The sequence below is a fragment of the Trujillonella humicola genome, assembly GCF_046233715.1.
Lineage (GTDB): Bacteria > Actinomycetota > Actinomycetes > Mycobacteriales > Geodermatophilaceae > Trujillonella > Trujillonella humicola.
Genome location: NZ_JBJNRJ010000023.1, coordinates 41,316 through 61,235, shown reverse-complemented (window position 1 = coordinate 61,235; position 19,920 = coordinate 41,316). Strand labels below are relative to the sequence as shown.

General features: G+C 72.8%; 25 protein-coding genes and 2 pseudogenes. 15 read left to right on the top strand and 12 right to left on the bottom strand.

The window, feature by feature from the left end; genetic code table 11:
• The 4 genes from ACK586_RS13525 to ACK586_RS13510 form a co-directional block, all read left to right on the top strand.
• The coding region (locus ACK586_RS13525; protein WP_409331005.1) for an integrase core domain-containing protein at positions 1 to 337 on the top strand (337 nt) is incomplete at its 5' end.
• A 226-nt stretch (positions 338 to 563) separates the two neighbouring features.
• Positions 564 to 731, top strand: a complete 168-nt coding sequence (locus ACK586_RS13520; RefSeq protein WP_409331004.1) for a LapA family protein — start codon at positions 564 to 566, stop codon at positions 729 to 731.
• Positions 732 to 916: 185 nt separating this feature from the next.
• Positions 917 to 1,156, top strand: a complete 240-nt coding sequence (locus ACK586_RS13515) for a hypothetical protein (protein ID WP_409331003.1) — start codon at positions 917 to 919, stop codon at positions 1,154 to 1,156.
• Positions 1,157 to 1,961: 805 nt separating this feature from the next.
• On the top strand, positions 1,962 to 2,213 hold the full coding sequence (locus ACK586_RS13510) for a hypothetical protein (protein WP_409331002.1): 252 nt from the start codon (positions 1,962 to 1,964) through the stop codon (positions 2,211 to 2,213).
• Between the two features lie 35 nt (positions 2,214 to 2,248).
• Here the strand turns inward: ACK586_RS13510 and ACK586_RS13505 are convergent, their stop codons facing one another.
• Positions 2,249 to 2,419, bottom strand: a complete 171-nt coding sequence (locus ACK586_RS13505; RefSeq protein WP_409331001.1) for a hypothetical protein — start codon at positions 2,417 to 2,419, stop codon at positions 2,249 to 2,251.
• Between the two features lie 1,047 nt (positions 2,420 to 3,466).
• Here ACK586_RS13505 and ACK586_RS13500 point away from each other — a divergent pair.
• The gene (locus ACK586_RS13500; RefSeq protein WP_409331000.1) at positions 3,467 to 4,198 is read left to right on the top strand and encodes a GAF and ANTAR domain-containing protein; all 732 of its coding nucleotides are present in this window, start codon (positions 3,467 to 3,469) and stop codon (positions 4,196 to 4,198) included.
• A gap of 64 nt (positions 4,199 to 4,262) precedes the next feature.
• On the opposite strand, the gene ACK586_RS13495 is transcribed toward ACK586_RS13500, so the two are convergent.
• The 3 genes from ACK586_RS13495 to ACK586_RS13485 are packed head-to-tail and all read right to left on the bottom strand — an operon-like array spanning position 4,263 to position 6,787.
• Entirely contained in the window at positions 4,263 to 4,997 is a 735-nt protein-coding gene (locus ACK586_RS13495) for a GAF and ANTAR domain-containing protein (protein ID WP_409330999.1), read from the bottom strand.
• A 57-nt stretch (positions 4,998 to 5,054) separates the two neighbouring features.
• Positions 5,055 to 5,759: a GAF and ANTAR domain-containing protein gene (locus ACK586_RS13490; protein ID WP_409330998.1), complete on the bottom strand. Its 705-nt coding sequence runs from the start codon at positions 5,757 to 5,759 to the stop codon at positions 5,055 to 5,057.
• A gap of 47 nt (positions 5,760 to 5,806) precedes the next feature.
• Positions 5,807 to 6,787 (bottom strand): ATP-binding protein, encoded by a 981-nt coding sequence (locus ACK586_RS13485; RefSeq protein WP_409330997.1) that lies wholly within the window; start codon positions 6,785 to 6,787, stop codon positions 5,807 to 5,809.
• A 266-nt stretch (positions 6,788 to 7,053) separates the two neighbouring features.
• Between ACK586_RS13485 and ACK586_RS13480 the strand changes: the two are divergent.
• The 5 genes and pseudogenes from ACK586_RS13480 to ACK586_RS13460 form a co-directional block, all read left to right on the top strand.
• Positions 7,054 to 7,203, top strand: a pseudogene (locus tag ACK586_RS13480) (ANTAR domain-containing protein); the annotation flags it as partial.
• A gap of 1,066 nt (positions 7,204 to 8,269) precedes the next feature.
• The gene (locus ACK586_RS13475) at positions 8,270 to 8,764 is read left to right on the top strand and encodes an ATP-binding protein (protein WP_409331006.1); all 495 of its coding nucleotides are present in this window, start codon (positions 8,270 to 8,272) and stop codon (positions 8,762 to 8,764) included.
• Between the two features lie 6 nt (positions 8,765 to 8,770).
• Positions 8,771 to 9,172 (top strand): annotated as a pseudogene (locus ACK586_RS13470) (GAF domain-containing protein); the annotation flags it as partial.
• A gap of 14 nt (positions 9,173 to 9,186) precedes the next feature.
• Positions 9,187 to 9,357, top strand: coding sequence for a hypothetical protein (locus ACK586_RS13465; protein WP_409331009.1), 171 nt, complete (start codon positions 9,187 to 9,189; stop codon positions 9,355 to 9,357).
• Entirely contained in the window at positions 9,354 to 9,482 is a 129-nt protein-coding gene (locus ACK586_RS13460) for a hypothetical protein (RefSeq protein ID WP_409331008.1), read from the top strand. The genes ACK586_RS13465 and ACK586_RS13460 overlap by 4 nt, the downstream gene beginning before the upstream one ends.
• Positions 9,483 to 9,635: 153 nt before the next feature.
• Here the strand turns inward: ACK586_RS13460 and ACK586_RS13455 are convergent, their stop codons facing one another.
• Genes ACK586_RS13455 through ACK586_RS13445 form a run of 3 tightly spaced genes read right to left on the bottom strand, consistent with a single transcriptional unit; the run spans position 9,636 to position 11,312 of the window.
• Positions 9,636 to 9,890: a hypothetical protein gene (locus ACK586_RS13455; protein WP_409331007.1), complete on the bottom strand. Its 255-nt coding sequence runs from the start codon at positions 9,888 to 9,890 to the stop codon at positions 9,636 to 9,638.
• A gap of 4 nt (positions 9,891 to 9,894) precedes the next feature.
• A complete protein-coding gene (locus tag ACK586_RS13450) occupies positions 9,895 to 10,971 on the bottom strand; it encodes a fatty acid desaturase family protein (protein WP_409330996.1) in 1,077 nt (358 codons plus the stop codon).
• Positions 10,968 to 11,312: an STAS domain-containing protein gene (locus ACK586_RS13445; RefSeq protein WP_409330995.1), complete on the bottom strand. Its 345-nt coding sequence runs from the start codon at positions 11,310 to 11,312 to the stop codon at positions 10,968 to 10,970. Before ACK586_RS13445 ends, ACK586_RS13450 begins: the two co-directional genes overlap by 4 nt.
• Before the next feature lie 601 nt (positions 11,313 to 11,913).
• On the opposite strand from ACK586_RS13445, the gene ACK586_RS13440 reads away from it, so the two are divergent.
• The 5 genes from ACK586_RS13440 (at position 11,914) to ACK586_RS13420 (ending at position 14,895) form a co-directional block, all read left to right on the top strand.
• Positions 11,914 to 12,558 (top strand): DUF5994 family protein, encoded by a 645-nt coding sequence (locus tag ACK586_RS13440; RefSeq protein ID WP_409330994.1) that lies wholly within the window; start codon positions 11,914 to 11,916, stop codon positions 12,556 to 12,558.
• Positions 12,559 to 12,748: 190 nt separating this feature from the next.
• The gene (locus tag ACK586_RS13435; protein ID WP_409330993.1) at positions 12,749 to 13,180 is read left to right on the top strand and encodes a LapA family protein; all 432 of its coding nucleotides are present in this window, start codon (positions 12,749 to 12,751) and stop codon (positions 13,178 to 13,180) included.
• Positions 13,181 to 13,397: 217 nt separating this feature from the next.
• A complete protein-coding gene (locus ACK586_RS13430) occupies positions 13,398 to 13,637 on the top strand; it encodes a hypothetical protein (RefSeq protein WP_409330992.1) in 240 nt (79 codons plus the stop codon).
• A 166-nt stretch (positions 13,638 to 13,803) separates the two neighbouring features.
• Complete coding sequence (locus ACK586_RS13425) at positions 13,804 to 14,388, top strand: HhH-GPD-type base excision DNA repair protein (RefSeq protein ID WP_409330991.1); 585 nt, start codon at positions 13,804 to 13,806, stop codon at positions 14,386 to 14,388.
• A 147-nt stretch (positions 14,389 to 14,535) separates the two neighbouring features.
• Entirely contained in the window at positions 14,536 to 14,895 is a 360-nt protein-coding gene (locus tag ACK586_RS13420) for a DUF3099 domain-containing protein (protein ID WP_409330990.1), read from the top strand.
• A gap of 11 nt (positions 14,896 to 14,906) precedes the next feature.
• On the opposite strand, the gene ACK586_RS13415 is transcribed toward ACK586_RS13420, so the two are convergent.
• From ACK586_RS13415 to ACK586_RS13395, 5 genes are all read right to left on the bottom strand, one after another.
• Positions 14,907 to 15,734 (bottom strand): ABC transporter ATP-binding protein, encoded by an 828-nt coding sequence (locus ACK586_RS13415; RefSeq protein WP_409330989.1) that lies wholly within the window; start codon positions 15,732 to 15,734, stop codon positions 14,907 to 14,909.
• 16 nt (positions 15,735 to 15,750) lie between these two features.
• Positions 15,751 to 16,803: a FecCD family ABC transporter permease gene (locus ACK586_RS13410; protein WP_409330988.1), complete on the bottom strand. Its 1,053-nt coding sequence runs from the start codon at positions 16,801 to 16,803 to the stop codon at positions 15,751 to 15,753.
• Positions 16,800 to 17,843 carry a FecCD family ABC transporter permease gene (locus tag ACK586_RS13405; protein ID WP_409330987.1) on the bottom strand — a complete coding sequence of 348 codons (1,044 nt, stop codon included), beginning with the start codon at positions 17,841 to 17,843 and terminating at the stop codon, positions 16,800 to 16,802. The genes ACK586_RS13410 and ACK586_RS13405 overlap by 4 nt, the downstream gene beginning before the upstream one ends.
• A 10-nt stretch (positions 17,844 to 17,853) precedes the next feature.
• Positions 17,854 to 18,882, bottom strand: a complete 1,029-nt coding sequence (locus ACK586_RS13400; protein WP_409330986.1) for an iron-siderophore ABC transporter substrate-binding protein — start codon at positions 18,880 to 18,882, stop codon at positions 17,854 to 17,856.
• A gap of 161 nt (positions 18,883 to 19,043) precedes the next feature.
• Positions 19,044 to 19,919, bottom strand: coding sequence for a carbohydrate kinase family protein (locus ACK586_RS13395; RefSeq protein ID WP_409330985.1), 876 nt, complete (start codon positions 19,917 to 19,919; stop codon positions 19,044 to 19,046).
• Between the last annotated feature and the right edge of the window lies 1 nt (position 19,920).

Below are 19,920 nucleotides of genomic sequence, written 5' to 3'. Positions count from 1 at the left end.
CGGACACGTCGCGACCGACGCCATTTTCCACTCCGATAGGGGCACGCAATACACGTCGGCCGAATTTGCTGCATTCACAGCGAGGAATAACATCCGACGGAGCCTTGGGCGGACCGGTGTGTGTTGGGACAATGCCGCCGCCGAATCGTTCTTCGCCGCATTGAAGAACGAGATGTACTACCGCCAGTCCTTCGCCACCCGAGCTCGGGCGCGATTCGCGGTCGCCGAGTACATCGAGGTCTTCTACAACCGCCGACGCCTGCACTCCACGCTCGGCTACCGCACCCCGTTCGAAGCACTCACCGACTACCGCACCGCGGCACCCGCCGCGGCGTGATCAACCCCGAGGACCTGTCCAAGATCCTTGACACAGCCCAAGGAGACCGTCGGCGTTCCAGCCGGGAGCGACCCGCGCTCCAACGACCAGGACACCGCGTCCTAAGAACGAGGGGGGCGCCGATCCACACGGACCACGAAGACGCACGTCACCCGAGTTGTTCCCATACCCCGTCTGGGTCGGGGTCTGCGCCGCTGCGCTGATCACCGTTGCCCTGATCATCTTCATGCTGCAGAACACCCCCACCGTGCAGGTGACGTTCCTCGGGATGACCGGCAGTACCTCACTTGCACTCATGCTGCTCATCGCCGCGGTCGGCGGAATCCTGCTGACCCTCGTCCTCGGCAGCGCACGCATCCTGCAGTTGCGACACTCGGTCCGCAAACGCCGCTGAGGGCCCAGGCCGGAGGGACAGGTCGTGTGGCTCCTCGCACTCCGGATGGCGGATGACCGGGCAGTACCGTCCTTGATGGCTCTGAGCCGGGGGCCGAACCGCTCGAGGGGGAGCGGTCCGTTCCCCGCAGTGACGGGCATGGTGCCCGGTTGGTGCCGTGAGTTCTGCGACTGATTGGCCGAGACATGCCGAAGATCCTGCGGATGGCCGGGACGGATCTCGTCTGGGAACTGGAAGACTCCGTCGATCTGACCAGTCGCGCCACGGAGATCGAGACAGCCCGGGCGAGCAACCAGTTCGTGACGCTCAGGGCGCGTCTGCCGGGCCAGACAGAGTTCGCCCATCTGACCCTGGCCCCCGGGCAGCTCGCCTGGTGGTCGCTCGGCGAGGAGAACAACCCGAGCGCGATGGGCTGGGGCCGCTGATCTCCGACCACCCAGCCGGCCCCCTCGCGACCGTCGGGCGCGAATGGGTCGCGGGTTCGGCCTCTCCGGCCCGGCCGCGTGACATCGGCTGATCCGCCAACCGAGGAGTGCGCGCCTGCGCGAACCGAAGAGGTCGCGGACGAGACACAACCGGACGGCACGGTCTCGCGCGGCCCAATGTCGGTCTGCGGGTGGACGCGACCCGCGCCTGCCTCGATGGTTTCCCACCGGCGGTCGACCCCCTCGTCGACTTCGTCGGCGCCGTGAGCTGACCCGGTGTGGAGTTGTCACCGAATCGCCGCAGTTTCGGAGCTGACGGACACTGATCAGCAGCCGCGGCGGCTTCCGCGGGGTTGTTGCGGTCAGGCCCCGCCGTTCGACGCAGCGGGCGGCGGGGCCGACCCTGACCATGTCGCCAAAGCTGCCCTACGCGGCTTGCTCGGGACAACCGCGGCTGGAGCGGTGCGGGGGAGGGGCGTTGCCGAGGCGCCGCGCCGTCACACCGCGGGTGGCCCGATCGACTGGCGCTCAGGCAGTCGCGAGTCCTGGCGCGAGGAGGAGGGCCGCGAGCCAGCAGGCCACCTTCCTCATCGACGACTTCGGCGCCTCACCGCGCTACGGGGCCTGGCGCCGCCGGCTCGTCGCCGAGACCGGTCGAGAACGAGGCAGAGGCACAGCGGCAGCCGCGAGGGTACGGGGTCTCCCCGATGCGAGCCGGTGGCCCGAACCGGCAGGCGAACTTCAACGAGGCGGTCCAGCTGCTGCCCGGTTCGAGGTGCCAATGTCCACGGAGCAGGCTGTTCGGATGGATGTCACCACCGTCAACGACCGGCACCTGTATCAGGGGCGGGTGGTGGTCGAGGACCCCACGGACCCGTCTCGTCAAATCGAGCTGCCCCGCAGGATCGTCAGGTTCGGGCCGCCCGGCTGGCTCACCGTGATGGCGGCTGCGACCGCGGACGCCGAGATCGAGCTCTACCCGGCCGGCCGGGTGCTGGCGGTCACCGATCTGCGTGAGGTCGGGATGCCCGGCCACGGGGCGGCCGGCGACGGCTGATCGTCACCTGTCGGCCCGGCCGCGCCCGGCGCCGGTCACCAGCGCAGGGGCTGGGTCAGGCGGGACTGCGCGGTGCGGCAGGCCCGGCAGTTGCCCCACGTGAGGATGGCCAGCGGCGTCGTGGCAGCGCCGCACTCGGGGCAGTCGACCGGCTCCTGAGAGTGGGCGCGGGCCTCGGCGATCTCACGGGACCGTTCCTCGTGCATCGTCTCGTTGCCCCGGCAGGGGCATCCCAGGTGGCCTTCTGCGCAGCGTCCACGGTGTGCGGCGATGGTGCTCCCTCGTGTCCGCGCTGACGCTACCCGCTGAGTGCCGTCCCGCGTGGGACGCGGCCGTGCCCGGTCGATGGCGGTAGACCCAGAGCCGGACGACGGCCGCCGCTGTCGCCGACGAGGGCGCGCGGTACCGAACGGCCCACTGTCCGCTGGTTCATCTCCACGCATACCTGGCCGGCCGCGGTTTTCCCCCGCAGGCGGCGAGCTGCCCGGCCGTGATCCGGGGCGGGCTGTGGCCGCTGGCTCCTCGACCAGCATGTGTCAGGAGGAACAGAAGTGCTCCGGGCGAGCCGTGGCGCCGAGCGCCCTGGCGTGCAGGAGGTCGGCGTCGAGGTCACGACGGCGGCGGCCACTGTTGACCGGGCGTGAAGGTGGGCTTCAGGGGTGCTCGGGACGCTTGACGGGCAGGTCCAGCGGGAGTTGTGCAGGGCTCTCGGGCCCGAGCGCGTCGCACTCTCGGTAGGGGGCCAGGCTGGAACACCTCATCTCCCACAGGTCCTGTTGAGGGCGTGCGCGAGGACGTTGTGCTCGGTGTCCGGCCACTCGGCGGTCGCGCCGAGGTAGCCGGCGAGGGCGCGCTGACGGAGGCTTCCGCTGAGCTGGACGTACCGCCACCAGAGGTCGTTCAGGGGCAGGGCCGACAGGCGCCAGGCGCCAGGCGAGGACGGTGAGCGGGCAGACCGGAGCGGTGGAGGCGTGCACTGGAGAACCTCTCCCGGGGGACGTAGTGGAGTGAGGACCTCGATCGACTGGATCTGCGGCCGATCGGCTCCACGACGCTGCAGGGCGCGTAGGGTGCGGGCAACGAGCCGGTCCCATGCTCACGGCGGGTTGGCGCCGTCCCGACGACCGGATCCCGGTGGCTTTCCGAAGCGACCGGTGCTCTCGTCCCGACCGTCTGCTCGTGGGGCGTCGACGACGCCAGCTGGACTGTCGCGAGGTGCGATCCCGCAGTCCGTCCGCGAAGCGGAGTCCGTCGTGGCCACGTCCGAGTCCAGCGGCGAGATGCCGCGTGATCCCCGAGCGGCGTTCGCCGAGCTGAGCAAGATCATGCTCGGTGAGCAACAGCTGTCCGAGACGCTGGCCCGGGTCGCCGAGCTGGCCAAGCAGTGCATCCCCGGCGCGGCCGAGGTGTCGGTCACGCTCCTGCACGGCACCGAGGTCGCCACCGTGGTGTTCACCGGCTCGCTGGCCGCCCAGCTCGACGAACGCCAGTACGAGGCCGGGTTCGGCCCCTGCGTTGACGCCGCCCTCTCCGGCACCACCGTCGCCATCGAGAACACCGAAGACAGCCCGACCTATCGGGACTTCGCCCGGCTCGCCCGCCGCCACGGCGTCACCCATACGCTGTCGACCGGGCTGCCGGTCCAGCGGCGGACCATCGGCGCGCTGAACCTCTACGGCACGAACGGGACCGCTTTCGACGACACGACGCGGGAGCTGGCCACCGCCTTCGCCTCCTACGCGGCGGTGGCCCTGGCCAACGCCGACCTGTACGCCAGCACCGCGAACCTCGCCGCCAACCTGCAGCGGGCGCTGGAGTCCCGTGCGGTCATCGACCAGGCCAAAGGGATCCTGATGCGGGATCACCGCATCTCGCCCGACGCCGCCTTCGACCTGCTCGTCCAGCTGTCCAACGTCGCCAACCGCAAGCTCCGTGACATCGCCCAGGACGTCGTCGCCGACGCCCAGCGCGACCCTCGCGTCTGACCCCGGACGCTGCCGCCCCCTGGGGGTGCCGACCGGCCCCGGGAACAGACGCCGCCTGTCGGCTTCACGATGTGCCCGGTACCGGCTGGAGGTCCCGGTACTCCAGCGTGCCGGCCACCACGGCTTCGGCGACGACCGTGAGCTGTTCCCCCGTCCGCCGGGCGTGGGTCCGCATGCGGCTGAACGCCTCGCTCACACCGATGCCGGCGCGTGCCGACAGCACGCCCTTCGCCTGCTCGATCAGGATCCGGCTCTGCAACGCTGTCTGCAGTTGCTCGGCCAGCAGGACCTGATCGCGCAGCGCCCGCTCGTGCAGCAAGCCGATGGCGGCGACGTCGGCCATGCCCTGGGCGACGGCGAGATGATCGTCGGTCAGCGCCTTCGGCTCGACGCTGAACAGGTTCAGCGCACCCAGCACCTGACGCCGCAACCGGAGCGGCAACGCGTGGCTGTAGGTGAACCCGCTGGCCAGGGCCGCCTCGGTGAACACCGGCCACCGGCCCCTGGAGGCGGTCAGGTCCACGTTCGCGATGACCTGACCGGTGGCGAAGCAGTCCACGCAGGGGCCTTCGGCCTTCTGCAGCTCGAACAGCTCGAGCAGCCGGGCGGACTCGGTCGCGTAGGCGATCACCTGCAGATCGCCGCGCTGGTCGTCGAGCATCAGGCCGGCGGCGTCGGTGTCGACCAGTTCCACGCAGCGCTCGGTGAGCATCTGCAGGAAGTCCACGACGTCGAACTCCTCGACCAGCGTGTCCGCGAGCTCTACGAAGACCTCGGCGAGACGTTGTTCCCGCGCCATGATCCCTCCCGCCCCGGTCGACCCGGTTCGCCGTCTCTCGGCCACCGCGTCGTGCTGTCAACCATCGTCGTCGGCCTTGCTGAAGTCGACCGCCCCGGCGAGGACGTCTCGGGCCAGATCGGCGAGGGACCGGTCCTCGCTGAACGCGCGCGCCCGGAGCAGGACCAGGGCATCGGCCAGGCCGACCCCGGCCTGGACGGAGACCACGCCTGTCGCCTGGTGCACCTCGGCCCGGTCGTCGAGCACCGGGACCGCGCCTTGCCCGGGCGAGCCGGCCTGCGCGTGCAGCAGCACCAGAGTCGCGGCATCGGCGAACGACAACGCCTCGGTCAACTCGCCGGGCGACAGCGGGCCGGCTGCGTCCCGGTAGAGGTCCAGCACGCCCAGCCGGATGGCCCCGACCCGGAGAGGAAAGGCGAAGACGGCGCGGATGCCCGCCTGAAGCGCACCGCCGGCGAAGGCCGGCCAGCGTGGCGGCGCCGTTCGTGCCAGATCCGGCTGCAGCACCGGCCGCCCTGTCTTCGAGGCGTCCACGCACGGCCCCTCGCCGAGCGTGAACTGCAGCCGCTCCAGCTCGACCGCCACGCCGTCGGTCGCGGCGATCGTCCCAGCCGGGCCCTCGTCGGTCATCAGCGCCAGACCCACCCCGCTGACCGGCAGCGCGCGGGTGCAGGCCGCGGCAAGGCTGCCCGGCAGGCCGTTCCCGTCGGGGCAGTCGGCCCAGGCCGCGCGGAGGACCTCGGCCACCCGTCTGGACGCCACACCCACCTCCTCGCGTTGCCCGGCCGGCCGACGATGGCGCGTTCCGGTCATTCGGCGGCCCCGGGGCGGTTGCACAGGACCACCGTCGTGCCCCGCGGCCCGACGGTGAGCGTGGCGTCGGCCAGGACGCCGATCATCGCCAGACCGCGGCCGCGATCGCCGCCGGCCGACGGTGTACGCCAGCGGCCGTGGTCCTGGATCATGATGCGGGCCCAGCGCTCACCGACCTCGGTGGAGACGTCGAAGAAGGGCAGGGCGGGCAAGCGGGCGTGTTCGACGGCGTTGGTGGCGGCCTCCCCGGCGGCCAGGACCAGGTCGTCCACTTCATCGTCGGGAAGGTCGGTCAGGTCCAGGACGGGGCGGAGCTCCACCCGCATCGCCCGAGCGGACGCGGGCAGCGACGGCCAGCGCCACTGCCGGCGCTGCCACCAGGGCGGTCCCGCCGAGGAGGTGGCCACCGGCAGCCACGGCCTGGAGAGCGTCGACGGATACGCGGCAGGGCCGCCGTCCCCGGTGCGCACGTCGAGCCCCGCGACCGACGGCAGGATGCCGGGGCCGGCGTCGGCAGGGTGAGAGGGGGTGGGGACGCCATTGGTCCGCCGATGGCCGTTGGGAGCCCCCACCATCGGCAGTCCTGGCCACGTCGCTGCATGCATCGCGGTTCCGCTCCGGGCGGGAGGCTCGTCCGGCCACGCCGGGGCGGCGTCGTCCAGGACGGCGTAGTACCGGCGGAGCTCATCCTCCCGCCGCTCGTCCAGGCGGCCGCCGGATCCGTCTCCCCGCGGGCCACCGCAGACGTCGGCCGCCGTGTAGGACACCTGGACGCATCCGTCCAGCAGGCGCGCCCGGACGAGCGGGACGATGACCCCGACCGCGCTGCACAGCGGGCAGTCGACGGTCACCCAAGCCGGCTGACTCGTCCGCCAGTCCAGCTGTACGTCCACGATGCGGCCCACCGGCTGCCCGACCGGGTCGACCAGCCGGGCCCCGTCCGCCATGACCGATCGGATCTGCTGCCGCGTGATCACGATGGCTCCGCCCCGGTGCTGCCCCGCTCGGCGCCGTGCCGGACCGGTGCGGGAAGGGCGTCACGGCGTGCGCTCGAAGCCCGTGCCTCGTGTCGCGCTGGCGGGGACGGTGAGCGGTGAGGGACGACGGGCCGAGAGGTGCACACAAGCTTCTCCCCGGGAGGACCGATCAGGTCGCCGGGTCCGGGGCCACCCCGAAGCGTCGATGCCGCTCCTAAGTCCAAACCGTACGCCTTGCGCATCCTCCCCAAAGCGCCACCAACCGCAGGATCGGGATGGCCATCGGCATCCTCATGGCGCTGCGCAGGATCGGCGAAGAGGAGGCGTTCGACCTGCTGCGCCGGGCCAGTAGTGACCGGAACGTCAAGCTCCGCCTCGTCGCCGAGGACGTGATCCGTACGGGCACGGTCGACTGAACATTCCGAATCACAAGGCCCCGCCCGCCGCTCTCGCAATCCGAGGCGATCCGGCGCCTACTGGCCAGCAGCCCATCGCTGTCTCCGGAGGCAGTCATCGGTCAGGCTCCGCTGGTTCTGCAACCGGCCAGCGGGGCCGCCTGTCACGGCAGGACGGCCGTCAGCCTCCAGGAGCACCGGTCCCCCGGCGAGTTGCACACGGCACGTTCCGTCCCGTCGCCTGACAGTGAGGATGTGAGGCGGACGAGGTCACGCCTCCGGGCGAGGTGACGACCCGGCGGCCCCGGAGCCACCGTTGTCCTGCCGGTTTCTTCCGGCGTCGGCTCGGCGGCACTCCCGAGCCGAGGGCTGCCTCCACCGCTCCACTTCCTGACGCTCGTGCTCGGCGAGCCGGAACGGCGCCGCACAGTGCGCCGGTTCGCCTCGAAGGCCTGCTGGTGCGCGACGTGCTCCGGTTCGGGTCGGGCGCTCGCGTGCTCGCTGGCCTCGTGCTCGTCGCCGGCCCGCTCGTCGGAGCTCTGCACGCGCCGAGCAACTCGCCGGTGCCCGGAACGGACAAGGGCGCGCGCCCTGCGCCGATCTACTCCTGCCGAGGTGAGCGGCACGACAGCGGCCGGCGCCGGGTGGAACTGCCGATCGGGTTTCGGTGCGGGCTGAGGGGGCTACTGTGAGCAGGTAAGAGCGGGAGATGCCGCTCGTCTGGCCGCCCCGGACCCGGCGACCACCATTCTGGAGGGCCGGGCGTGTCCACGATCTTCTCTGCTCATGCGCGTGGGACGCCTGAGTGTCGTGCGCGCGGTCGCCGAGGACGTCGGGGAAGCCCTTCCGCCCGGGCCGTGGCATTGGCGGGGGAGCAGCGCCTCGCCCGCGAGTTGTTGCTGATCATGCGGCGCGCTGAAGCAGGCCGCGGTGTCTTCCTCGACGTGTGCCATGCAGTGGACCCGGCCGTGCGCGGCCGTTCGACGCTCCTACGCCCACCCGACCGGGCCATCTGCTCGGGTGATCGGCTCAGCGGGCAACTCCCGCCCTGCGCCGTAGCGGGGAGGCGGACGTGACCTCGGCCCCGATGGGTAGCGCCTCGGCTGAGCGGACCGGCAGCGAGAACGGGACCGTGCCCCGGGCCCCTGGCACGGACGGTTCTCTTCTGGCCGGCGCGCCGGCGGCCCCCGACCGGTGCCGCGAATGGCGCCTTCCCTCCACCGCGAGTTCGCTCCCCGTGCTGCGGCGGGCGTTGCACGCCTTCCTGCAGGGGACGTCGCTGTCCGGCGATCAGTGCTATGACCTGCTACTTTCCGCCTGCGAGGCCGCCAGCAACGCGATCGAGCACGCCCAGCACCCGAGCGAGCCCTTCTTCGACGTCCTCACCGAGGTCGACGACGGGTGGGTGAGCGTCCTCGTCCGGGACTTCGGGGTGTGGCGCGAGGGTCTGGCCGGCCCGCACCGGGGGCGCGGGCTCGGCATGATGCGGGCGCTGACCGACATGTCGCTGGACTCTCAGCCGGGCGGTACCACGGTCACGCTGCGCAGTCGCGACGGGGACGTCCGGCCTCCGGGCTCGTGAGAACCGATGGTCACGGCGTCGACGAGGGTGGCGGAGATCCTCTCTGCCGTCCTCGCGGACTCCCGCGGCGCCGCTGACTCGGCCGGGATCTTGGTGGGGCTTTGTCTCCGCGCGGTGCCCGTGAGCGGGGTGGGGCTGGCGTTGATGACCGACGAGGGGCCGGCGGGCACCGTGGCCGCGAGCGACGGCGGGGCCCAGCAGTTGGAGGAGCTGCAGTTCACGTTCGGGGCGGAGCCGTGCGTGGACGCCTCGACGACCGGGCGACCGGTACTCGTCCCCGATCTGGCCGAGGCGGAGTCGCTGCGTTGGCCGGAGTTCGGGCCGGCAGCCCGGGCCGCCGGGCTGCGCGCGGTCTTCGCCTTACCCCTCCAGGTGGGCGGCATCCGGCTCGGGGTGCTCGACCTGTACCGCGAGACCCGGGGATGCTTCCGACGGCGCAGCTCGCCGAGGCGCTGTCCTTCGCCGATGCCGCCACGCTGCTCCTGCTGCACCTGCAGGCCGACGACCACGGTTCGGGCAACAGGCTCGCGGTCCTGGACGATCGGGCCGAGGTCCACCAGGCCACGGCGTCGTCTCCGTCCGCGCGGGCGTGAGCCTGGCGCAGGCGCTGCTTCAGTTCCGTGCCCGGGCGTACCGGGAGGGGCGGCCGCTCGGCGAGCTCGCGCGCGACGTGCTCGACGGAGTGGTGGAGATGGATGCGCAGCAGGACGATCGGTGAGCGAGGTTGCCCAGGCAGTGGCTGGGGGTTGCTCGGGTGACCGTGTGGAGGCCGTGATGGCGCGAGAACGACGCCTGGCCGAGGGCATCGACCGGATAGTGGCGCAGGGGCGGCGGAACGCGGACGCCGAGGCGCGCGAGGACCAGGAGATCGCTACTGGCTGCGAGCCTCATGTCCGGGTGTCGCCGTCCCGACTTCCCGCAGCCGCGAGACCTCCAGCACCTGCGTGATCGGGTACAGCGTCAGCACCTCGCCGTCCGAAGAAGGGTGGACGACCGTCAGCCAGCCCGCGGGACCGAATCGGACGATCCGGTCGGGCATCTCCACCCGGCCCCTCGGTTCGTGCGGATCCCTGACCACCACCGTGGCCCGGTACAGGTGACGGTCGTTGACCGTGGTGACGTCCATGCGCTCAGCCGCTCAGCGGTGCGCCCGCCAACGGGGCGACCTCCGATCCGGGGGTACGGCCCGTGTCGGCTGCGACCCCGTGCAGGTGACCGAGCACCAGGCGGTACGACGCGAGGAGCCCCGTTTCGCAGTAGCGGATCCCGCGCTCCGCGCAGAAGGCGGCGACCACCGGCCGGGCCCGGCGGAGATTTGGCCGCGGCATGCTCGGGAACAGGTGGTGCTCGATCTGGTAGTTCAGCCCGCCCAGCAGCAGGTCCACCCACCGCCCGCCGCGGACGTTGCGCGATGTGAGCACCTGGCGGCGGAGGTAGTCCCGCTCAGCGGCAGGGGTCAGCGTGGGCATCCCCTTGTGGCTCGGCGCGAACGAGCAGCCCATGTAGACGCCGAAGACCGCCTGGTGAACGGCCAGGAACGCGACTGCCTGCCACGCGTTCAGCACGAGGAACGGGGCGACGACGAAGGCGGTCATGTGTACCGCCAGGATCAGGGCCTCCAGCCGTCGACCGCGCACGGCGCGGCTGCGCAGCGCCTGGACGCTGGAGACATGCAGGTTGAGGCCTTCCAGCATCAGCAGCGGGAAGAACAGCATTGCCTGATGGCGAGTGGCCCAGCCGAACACCCCTCGGCGGCCGGCTCCCTGCTCGGGGAAGAAGATCAGGAAGGCGGCGGGGGCCACGTCCGGGTCGAGGTCGGTGTGGTTGGGATGCGCGTGGTGCCGGTTGTGCTTGTCGAGCCACCACCCGATGCTCAGGCCCACGGCGAGGTTGCCGTGCAGCAGACCCAGCAGGTAGCGCACGCGCGTCGAGCCGGCCACCTGCTTGTGCCCGACGTCGTGCCCGAGGAAGGCGATCTGCGTGGACAGCGCACCGAGGACGGCGGCGGTGATCAGCTGCCACCAGGTCGCGCCGATGAGAACGAACGCCGCCCACCCCGCCCCGAAGGCGGCCCAGGTGAGGGTGAACTTCGCCAGGTAGTAGCCGCTGCGCCGTTCCATCAGACCGGCGCCACGGATCCGCGCCGACAGTTCGGCGTAGCCCGTCCGCGTGCCGCCGGCCCGTTGCGGCATGACGTGGGTGGTCATCGCAGGCCTGGCCACAGGCCTGGGTCGTCGTCGCCGGGGCGGGCTCCGCTCCCACCCGGGACGAGCGACGGTCGATCGGGAACGAGCGTGCGGTAGCCGCGCGTGTCGAGGAACTGGGCGACTTCCGGGGACGCGGACGTCAGCCGCAGGGACGCCGCCCGCAGGTTCAGCGCCTCGGCGGCCTCGAGGATCGGCGCCATCCCGTCGCCGTCGACGGCGGAGACATCCAAGAGGTCGAGCACCAGTTCCTGGGGGCCACCGTCGACGGTGAACATCGACAGGAACATCCGCAGCCGGCCGGCGGTATCAGCAGTCAGCCTGCCTGCGACGGCCAGCACCACGGTCGACAGGTGGAGGCTGACGGAGGCGCGCTTTCCGCGACGAGGGGGGTCCGCAGTCACCGGACCCGCGACCGGAGCCGCGCCGACCTTGACTACATGCATGCCGTGCCGTGATCGTCCGGTCATGCGGCGCCTCGCTCCCGAGCGGTGGTGCATGCCACTGCCGGGTCCGGGGCAGGTCCGCATCCGCGGACTTCCTCAGCGTACGGCTCCGGGACCGGCCGCGCCGATCGACCCGCGCTCGGCCCCGACCGGCTCCGGGCTGCGTTTCTCCGGACTGCTGGAGGACACCCTGCCGCCGGCTGTCGTGGAGGATCTGCTCGCGGTCCTGCGCGACGCGCTGGGCGATGTCGCCCGGCACCCCGGCGCCCGCAGCGTCGAGATCGACGTGACCTCCACCGGGGCCGGCTGACACCCCGACCGCGACGTCGGCGACTCCGGGTCCGGCCCGCGAGCTGATGCCGCTTCAGGTCGGAATGCGCGTAGGGTCAGCGGTGACGCCAGCTCGGCGTCCAGCCCCTTCGCTGGCGGAGGGAGATCGGCGGTCCCTGGTGGGCCCCATCATGATCCAGACGATCCATCCGCTTCGAGCCGACCGGTCATGACGACCATCCGGCGCACGCGCCTGCCCGGGCACCCGACGGTGGACGCCGGGAGCAGGGGCTCGAGGACGGGCGGCGACCCGGCCCCCTCCGCCGGCGACGCCGGCCTGGTCCGGCTCGCGCTCATCGACCCACCCGCCGAACGGACCACGTTGGACGGGGCATGGTGGCCGCGGACCCGCAGCTTGAGCGGTGAACTGCCGGGTCTGGTGCAGGAGCTGCACCGCCGGGGAATCCGCGTGACCCGGGTGGCCTACAACCCCGACTCCTGGGAGGCCGCCCCCCGCCGGTTGGCGGCGGACGGCCGGACCGTACGCCTCGGGTGGTTCCGCAGCATCGATCCGCAGCTGCTGGACCTGACCGGCGACACCACCCGCGGCCGACTCGACCTGCTCGTCGTTCCACCGGATACGGCGGCGGCAGCCGCCCGGCAAGCCTTCACCGCCGCTTCCGACCGCGCCAACCGGCAAACACCCACCGCGGTGCTCGCCGCACTGCGCCCGGCTGCGGCGCCGGTCCCACCCGCGCAGCCGGCCGTCGACCGGCTGGCCGTCGACCAGGCTGCCGCAACGGGGGCGGCGGCGGCAGCGAGGGATGTCGAGACGGCAGTGTGGGACTCCGAGGGCGGCCACCCACTCAACTGAATCCGGCCTCCCGACCGTCGACCCGCGACCGTGCCCGCAGGGACGACCGCGCGTGGAGGACACAGGTCCGCGACACAGGTCCGCCAGGACCCGCACGACTGCCCTTCCCATCCGGGGCCCGAAAGTCCCGTCGCCGAGTCCGGAAGCGCGTAGCGTTCATCCTGTCCGGCACGAGTGACGTTCCCCCCTGGTGCCCACCGAACCGGCTGACAGCACCATTGCGGAGCGGACCATGTCCCTTCTCCATCCCGACACCAACTCCACCCCGGCCCCCAGCCCCGACGCGGTGCCCGTCGACGCGGCGCCGGTTCCCCCGAGTGAGGCGTCGGCCGGGCAGGGAAACCCCGCTCCTCCCTCCTCCCAGCCACGCCAACGAGTACGCGGCACGCGCACCGGCCGGGTCTGGGTCGGGGTCTGCGCCGCCGCGCTGATCACCGTTGCCCTGATCATTTTCATGATCCAGAACACCCACACCGTGCAGGTGACGTTCCTCGGGCTGACCGGCAGTACCTCACTTGCACTCATGCTGCTCATCGCCGCGGTCGGCGGAATCCTGCTCACCCTCATCCTCGGCAGCGCACGCATCCTGCAGTTGCGACACTCGGTCCGCAAACGCCGCTGAGGGCCCAGGCCGGAGGCCCTGGCGTGCCGTGCTGTACCACGCGCGTGGGGCCGGGTCGTGTGTCTTCTCGCACTCAGGATGCCGGATGACCGCGCCATACGTCTCTGATGGTTCTCGGGGCGGGGGCGAACCGCTCGAGATTGAGCTGTCCGATCCCCGCGGTGGCGGGCATGATGCCCGGCTGGTGCTGTGAGTTCTGCGACTGATTGGCTGAGAGATGCCGAAGATTCTGCGGATGGCCGGGACGGATCTCGTCTGGGAGCTGGAAGACTCCGTCGATCTGACCAGTCGCGCCGGGGAGATAGAGACAGCCCGGGCGAGCAACCAGTTCGTGACGCTCAGGGCGCGTCTCCCGGGCCAGACCGAGTTCGCCCATCTGACCCTGGCCCCCGGGCAGCTCGCGTGGTGGTCGCTCGGCGAGGAGACCAACCCGAGCGCGATGGGCTGGGGCCGCTGACAACCGGGAGCCACCAAGCGGCCCCGGCCGCTACCGGGGAGGCTCGGATGAGGGGGCGGAGGGCTCCGCCCCGGCCGGTGACATCGGCTGATCCGCCGACAGATCGAGGAGTGAACTGCGACATGCCGCGGCGTCGGCACCTCGCTCCCTGCGGCACACTGCCGGCGTGCCTCAGTTGTGCATCGCCCAGGACGCCGCCGCCGACGAGCTTCTGAGCCGTGACTCGCTCGCCGTCGTGCTTGCCATGCTCCTGGACCAGCAGTTCCCGATGGAGCGGGCGTTCGCCGGCCCACGGCTGCTCGCCGACCGGATGGGCGTGGACACGCTGTCGGCGGCGCAGCTCGCCGACGCCGATCCCGAGCAGGTGGCCGCCTGGTTCCAGGGCCCGCCCGCGGTGCACCGCTACCCGGGGTCGATGGCCGCCCGCGCCCAGGCGGTGTGCCGGCTGCTGGTCGAGCGCTACGACGGGCGGGCCGAGGCGCTGTGGGCCGACGTCCCGGACGGCAGGGCGCTGCTCAAGCGGGTGGGGGAGCTGCCGGGGTTCGGCGCCCAGAAGGCGAAGATCCTCGTCGCGCTGCTCGGCAAGCAGCACGGGGTCACCCCGCCGGGCTGGCGCGAGGCCGCCGGTGAGTACGGCGAGGAGGGTGCGCGCCGCTCGGTCGCCGACGTCACCGGCCCCGGGTCGCTGGCCGAGGTGCGCCGCACCAAGCAGGAGAAGAAGCAGGCCACGAAGGCCGCCGCCGGCTCCTGACCGGACCCTGCGGAGAGCCCTCGGCAGGCACCTGCATCGTGCGCGATCCGGTGGCACGATGGGCCCAGGAGCCGGGGCTCCGGGGCCGACGGACATGCTCGCCGACTCCTCGCCACCACCCCCGGCCGGTTTCAGGGAAGGGCACTCGTGGCCTCCAGCGAGCAGTTCGCACGACTCCGGCGGGCAGAGCCGGTCCTGATCACCGAGGCGGCGCCGAGCCTCGCCGACCAGCACGCCGCCCGGAAGCGCCGGTACGTCATCACCATGGCCGTGCGCCTGGTGAGCGTCGTCCTCGCCGCGGCGTTCTACCAGGTGCTGTGGCTGGCGATCACCTTCGCGGTGCTGGGGACGTTGCTGCCCTGGATCGCCGTCGTCATGGCCAACGACCGGCCGCCGAAGAAGAAGACCGACCCCCACCGCTACCGCCCGCCGGCGCCGGACCGGATCCTCGACGACCCGGCCGCCACCCGGCGGGCCCTCGAACCCGGCCGGGTCATCGAGCACTGACCCGCGGCGGCTCAGCCGCGGGGGAACACCTCCGCGGGCGTGCCGACGTGGTGGCGGCCCAGCGGCAGCATCAGCGGCGCCCCGGACGTCGGGTCGGCGATCACCCGGCTGTCGAGGCCGAAAACCGCGCGGACGCACTCCTCGGTGAGCACCTCGCCCGGCGTGCCGACGGCGTGGATGCGCCCCGCCACCATCGCGACCAGGTGATCGGCGTAGCGGGCCGCGAGGTTCAGGTCGTGCAGCACCATGACGATCGTCGTGCCCCGGGTGCGGTTGAGGTCAGTGAGCAGGTCGAGCACCTCGACCTGGTGCGCGACGTCGAGGAACGTCGTCGGCTCGTCGAGCAGCAGCAGGTCGGTCTGCTGGGCCAGCGCCATCGCGATCCAGACCCGCTGCCGCTGGCCGCCGGACAGCTCGTCGACGGCGCGGTCGGCGAGCGCGACCGTCTGCGTCGCCTCGAGGGCGGCGGCCACCGCGGCGTCGTCCTCCCTGCTCCACCGGGAGAACACCCGCTGGTGCGGGTGCCGGCCGCGGCCGACGAGGTCGGCGACGGTGATGCCCTCCGGGGCGATCGGCGACTGCGGAAGCAGGCCGAGCGTGCGGGCCAGCTGCCTGGCCGGCGTGCGGTGCACGGCCTTGCCGTCGAGCAGGACCTGCCCGGCCCGCGGCGACAGCAGCCGCGACATCGACCGCAGCAGCGTCGACTTGCCGCAGGCGTTGGCGCCCACGATCCCGGTGATGCGGCCGGCCGGTACGGCGAGGTCGAGGTCCTCGATCACCGTGCGGTCGCCGTAGGCGAGGGTGAGCTCCTCGGCGGTGAGCGCGTGGGTGGCGGTCACGGAGTCGCCCGTTCGGTCACAGTGAGCCTCCGGCCCGGTTGGTGCGGACGATCAGGTAGATCAGGTACGGCGCGCCGAGGACGCCGGTGACGACGCCGACCGGGTAGCGCGTGCCGAGCGCGAACTGCCCCACGAGGTCGGCCACGAGCACCAGCAGCGCCCCGACCAGCGCCGCGGGCACCAGCAGCGAGCCGTTCGGCCCGACGACGCGCGCGGCGATCGGCCCGGCGAGGAACGACACGAAGGCGATCGGCCCGCAGGCGGCCGTGGCGAAGGCGACCAGCCCGACGGCGCACACGATGGCGACCAGCCGGGTCCGCTCCACCCGCACGCCGAGCGCGGCGGCGGTGTCGTCGCCGAGCTGCAGCGCCGACAGGTTCCTCGTCTGCGTGAGCAGGAGGGGGCCCAGCACCACGAGCGCGACCAGCGCCGGCAGCACCGCCGCCCACGTGGTCCCGTTGAGGCTGCCGGTCAGCCAGCGCAGCGCCTCCTGGTAGTCCCACTGCCCGGCCGTGGACAGCACGTACTGGATGACGCTGTTCAGCATGGCGCCCATGCCGATGCCGATGAGGATCAGCCGGGTGCCGGCCACCCCGCCCCGGTACGCCAGCCCGTAGATCACCAGCGCCACGCCCAGCGCCGCGGCAACGGCCAGCACGGAGACGGTCGCACCGTCCAGCGACAGCACGACGATGCCGATGACCGCCGCCGCGCTGGCCCCGGAGCTGATGCCGATCACGTCGGGGCTGGCCAGCGGGTTGCGCAGCATCGTCTGGAACGTGACGCCCGCCAGGCCGAAGGCGAGGCCGGCGACGACGGCCAGGACCCCGCGGGGCAACCGCAGCCGCCCGACCGTGAAGCCGGCCCCCGGCACCTGCTCGCCGAGGACCACGCGGACGACGTCGTCGATCGGGTAGAACGTCCGCCCGACCATGAGCGTCAGGACGAACGTCGCCCCGACGAGCCCCGACAGCACGGAGATCACCAGCCGGCGGCGGGCGGAGCGGCGGACCCGGTCGCGGGTGACCGCGCGCACGGTGGCGTCCGGCGGGGCGACGACGGCGGTCACAGCTCGCGCACCTTCTGCCGGCGGACGACGGCGATGAAGAAGGGCGCGCCCACGAGCGCGGTGATGATGCCGACGTCGAGCTCGCTCGGCCGGGCGACGATCCGGCCGAGCACGTCGGAGGCGACGAGCAGGCAGGCGCCGGCCAGCGCGGAGAACGGCAGCAGCCACCGGTGGTCGACCCCGACGAGGAGCCGGCACAGGTGCGGGACGACGAGCCCGACGAACCAGATGGGGCCGGCCACCGCCGTGGCGGCGCCGACCAGCAGCACCGACCCGAACGCCGCGAGGCCGCGGGCGAGGGCGACCCGTTCACCGAGGCCGGCGGCGAGCTCGTCGCCGAGCGCCAGCGAGTTGAGGCTGCGCGCCGAGAGCAGGCTGATGGCCAGGCCGGCCGCGAGGAACGGCAGGACCGGGGTGATGTTCGGGAAGGTGGCCCCGCCGACCCCGCCCACCTGCCACGACTGGACGCTGGCGGCGATGTCGCCCCGGGGCAGCGCGATGGCGGTGACGAACGACGTCAGCGCTGCGGACGTGGCCGCGCCGGCCAGCGCGAGCTTGAGCGGCGTCGGCCCGCCGCGGCCCAGCGAACCGACCGCGTAGACGAACACGGCCGCGACGGCGGCGCCGAAGACGGCCGTCCAGATGATGCTCGTGGCCGAGAACAACCCGAAGAACGCGAAGCCCGCCACGACGGCGAGCGAGGCGCCCATGTTGATGCCGAGCACCCCCGGGTCGGCCAGCGGGTTGCGGGTGACGCCCTGCATGACCGCACCGGCCAGCCCCAGCGCCCCACCGACCAGCACGGCCAGCACGGTGCGGGGGATGCGCTTGGTGACCGCCGCCTCCTCGATCGTCTCCGAGGACCCGCCGAGCGCGGCGAGGATGTCGGACCAGCCGACGCCCCGGGAGCCGATGGCCACCGAGGCGACCACCAGCAGGGCCAGCACCGCCAGGACGACGAGCAGCCAGAGGAACCGGACCGACCCCGGACGTCGCAGCGGGACGACGTCCGGGGTCGGGACGGGGTGGACCGCGGTCACGGAGCAGTGATCACGCGGCCGGGGCCCCGGCCTTGTCGGCGGCCTCGGCCAGCAGGGCCACGTAGTCCTCCAGCACCCAGGAGATCGCCAGCGGGGTCGGGTTCGCGGCGGTGCCCAGCGGGGTGTCGGGCAGCAGCACGATCGCGCCGTTCGCCACGGCCGGCATCTGCGACAGCAGCGGGTCGCCGCTGAGCGCGTCGACCAGCTCCTGGTCGCCGTAGGTCACGATGATCTCGACGTCGTCGAGCGTGTCGATCCGCTCGGCGCTGATCGTGCCGGAGAACTGCTCGGAATCGGTCGAGGCGGCCGCGACGCTGGCCGGGGTGGTCAGGCCCAGGTCCTCGAAGAAGGCGCTGCGGGTGTCGAACGGCGTGTAGTAGCTGACCTCGCTCAGGTCGGTGGTGTCCACGTGGGTGAGGAACATCGTGGAGCGGCCGTCGAGCTGCGGGTACTGCCCCACCGTGCCGGCGATCTCCGCCTCCAGGTCGGCGACGAGCTGCTCGCCCTCCTCGGCCATGCCCATGCCGGCGGCGTTGATCTCGATCATCTCCCGCCACGGGGTCGCCCACGGCGCCTCGGGGAAGGCGACGACCGGCGCGATCTCGCTGAGGGTGTCGTAGTCCTCCTGGGTGAGGCCGGAGTAGCCGGCCAGGATGACGTCGGGCTCGGTGTCGGCGACGGCCTCGAAGTCGATGCCGTCGGTCTCGTCGAACAGCACCGGCGTCTCGGCGTCGAGCTCCTCGAGCCGCTCGGCGACCCAGGGCAGCAGCCCGTCGCCGTCGTCGTCGCCGAAGTTGGCCGCGGCCATACCGACGGGGACGACGCCGAGGGCCAGGGGCACCTCGTGGTTGGCCCACTGGACCGTGGCCACGCGCTCCGGGGTGCCCTCGATCGTCGTGGTGCCGAAGGCGTGCTCGATCGTGATGGTGTCCCCACCGCCGCCGGAGGCGTCGTCGGACGAGTCGTTCCCGCAGGCGGCGAGGCCGCCAAGCATCACGGTGGCGGTGGTGAGCGCGGCGAGGCGCGGAGCGCGGCGCATGGGGTCCTTCCGGTCGGGGTGGGCGCGGAGCGCGCCGGTCGGTCAGCCCTCGCGGCCCGCTGGAGGGGCGCCCTCCGTCGGTCGACAGAGGTGAGGCTCACCAAACTTAGGCGACCCTAGCCTCAGTTCCGGTCACGATCGCATCACGGTCGAGCGGCCGGTCAGCGGGCTCCCGGCCGCCGGACGACCTCGGCAGCGGCGGCCATGCCCCGGTCGAGCAGGCCGGCCGGGTCGGCGCCCCCGTCGGCGAGCCAGGTCGCGAGCAGGCCGGCGGTGAAGGCGTCACCGGCTCCGGTGGTGTCGACCACCGCGGTCGGGGGAGCCGGCCGGTGCACCAGCGCGTCCCCGGCGCACCACAGCGCCCCCTCGGCGCCCAGGGTGACGGCGACGGCGGCGTGCCGCTCGGCCAGGGCGCGCGCGGCGTCGGCGGCGTCGGCGCAGCCGGTGAGCAGCCGGGCCTCCTCGGCGTTGGGCAGCAGCAGCGTCACGCCCGCCGTGTCGGCCAGCCACCGGTCGACCCCGTAGGCGGCCAGCGGCCCGGTGGAGGCGGGGTCCAGCGAGGTCGTGGCCCCCGCCGCTGCGGCCGCGGCCAGCGCGGCCAGCCCGGCGGCGCGGGGCCGCGGGTCCAGCAGCGTGTAGCCGGACAGGTGCAGGTGCCCCGAGGGCGCCGGGGAGGGGACGTCGGCCGGGCTCAGCTCGAGGTTCGCCCCGCGGTCGGCGAGCATGCTGCGCTGCCCGCCGGGCTCCACCAGGCTGACGATCGTGCCGGTGACGCCGCCGGCCACGGTTCGCACCGCGACGTCCACCCCGGCCGCGGCGAGCTCGGCGACCAGCGCGGCGCCGGCCGGGTCGGCGCCGACGCAGCCGGCGAAGGTGACCGGGACGCCCCGCCGGCCCAGGTGCACCGCGACGTTGGCTCCGGCGCCGCCGCCGCGGGTGCGGATCGCCGCCGGCCGGTCGGACCCGGGCGCGGGCTCCCCGGAGAGGACGGCGACGACGTCCGTGGCGACGTCGCCGACCACGACGACCGGGCGCACG

Bases quoted from the DNA above. Each gene is read 5' to 3' on its own strand.
- ACK586_RS13400 (WP_409330986.1), bottom strand. From the start codon at position 18,882: ATGCGCCGCGCTCCGCGCCTCGCCGCGCTCACCACCGCCACCGTGATG.
- ACK586_RS13505 (WP_409331001.1), bottom strand. From the start codon at position 2,419: ATGCACGAGGAACGGTCCCGTGAGATCGCCGAGGCCCGCGCCCACTCT.
- ACK586_RS13510 (WP_409331002.1), top strand. From the start codon at position 1,962: ATGGATGTCACCACCGTCAACGACCGGCACCTGTATCAGGGGCGGGTG.
- ACK586_RS13475 (WP_409331006.1), top strand. From the start codon at position 8,270: ATGGGTAGCGCCTCGGCTGAGCGGACCGGCAGCGAGAACGGGACCGTG.
- ACK586_RS13465 (WP_409331009.1), top strand. From the start codon at position 9,187: ATGCTTCCGACGGCGCAGCTCGCCGAGGCGCTGTCCTTCGCCGATGCC.
- ACK586_RS13495 (WP_409330999.1), bottom strand. From the start codon at position 4,997: ATGGCGCGGGAACAACGTCTCGCCGAGGTCTTCGTAGAGCTCGCGGAC.
- ACK586_RS13455 (WP_409331007.1), bottom strand. From the start codon at position 9,890: ATGGACGTCACCACGGTCAACGACCGTCACCTGTACCGGGCCACGGTG.
- ACK586_RS13520 (WP_409331004.1), top strand. From the start codon at position 564: ATGCTGCAGAACACCCCCACCGTGCAGGTGACGTTCCTCGGGATGACC.
- ACK586_RS13515 (WP_409331003.1), top strand. From the start codon at position 917: ATGCCGAAGATCCTGCGGATGGCCGGGACGGATCTCGTCTGGGAACTG.
- ACK586_RS13440 (WP_409330994.1), top strand. From the start codon at position 11,914: ATGACGACCATCCGGCGCACGCGCCTGCCCGGGCACCCGACGGTGGAC.
- ACK586_RS13430 (WP_409330992.1), top strand. From the start codon at position 13,398: ATGCCGAAGATTCTGCGGATGGCCGGGACGGATCTCGTCTGGGAGCTG.
- ACK586_RS13450 (WP_409330996.1), bottom strand. From the start codon at position 10,971: ATGACCACCCACGTCATGCCGCAACGGGCCGGCGGCACGCGGACGGGC.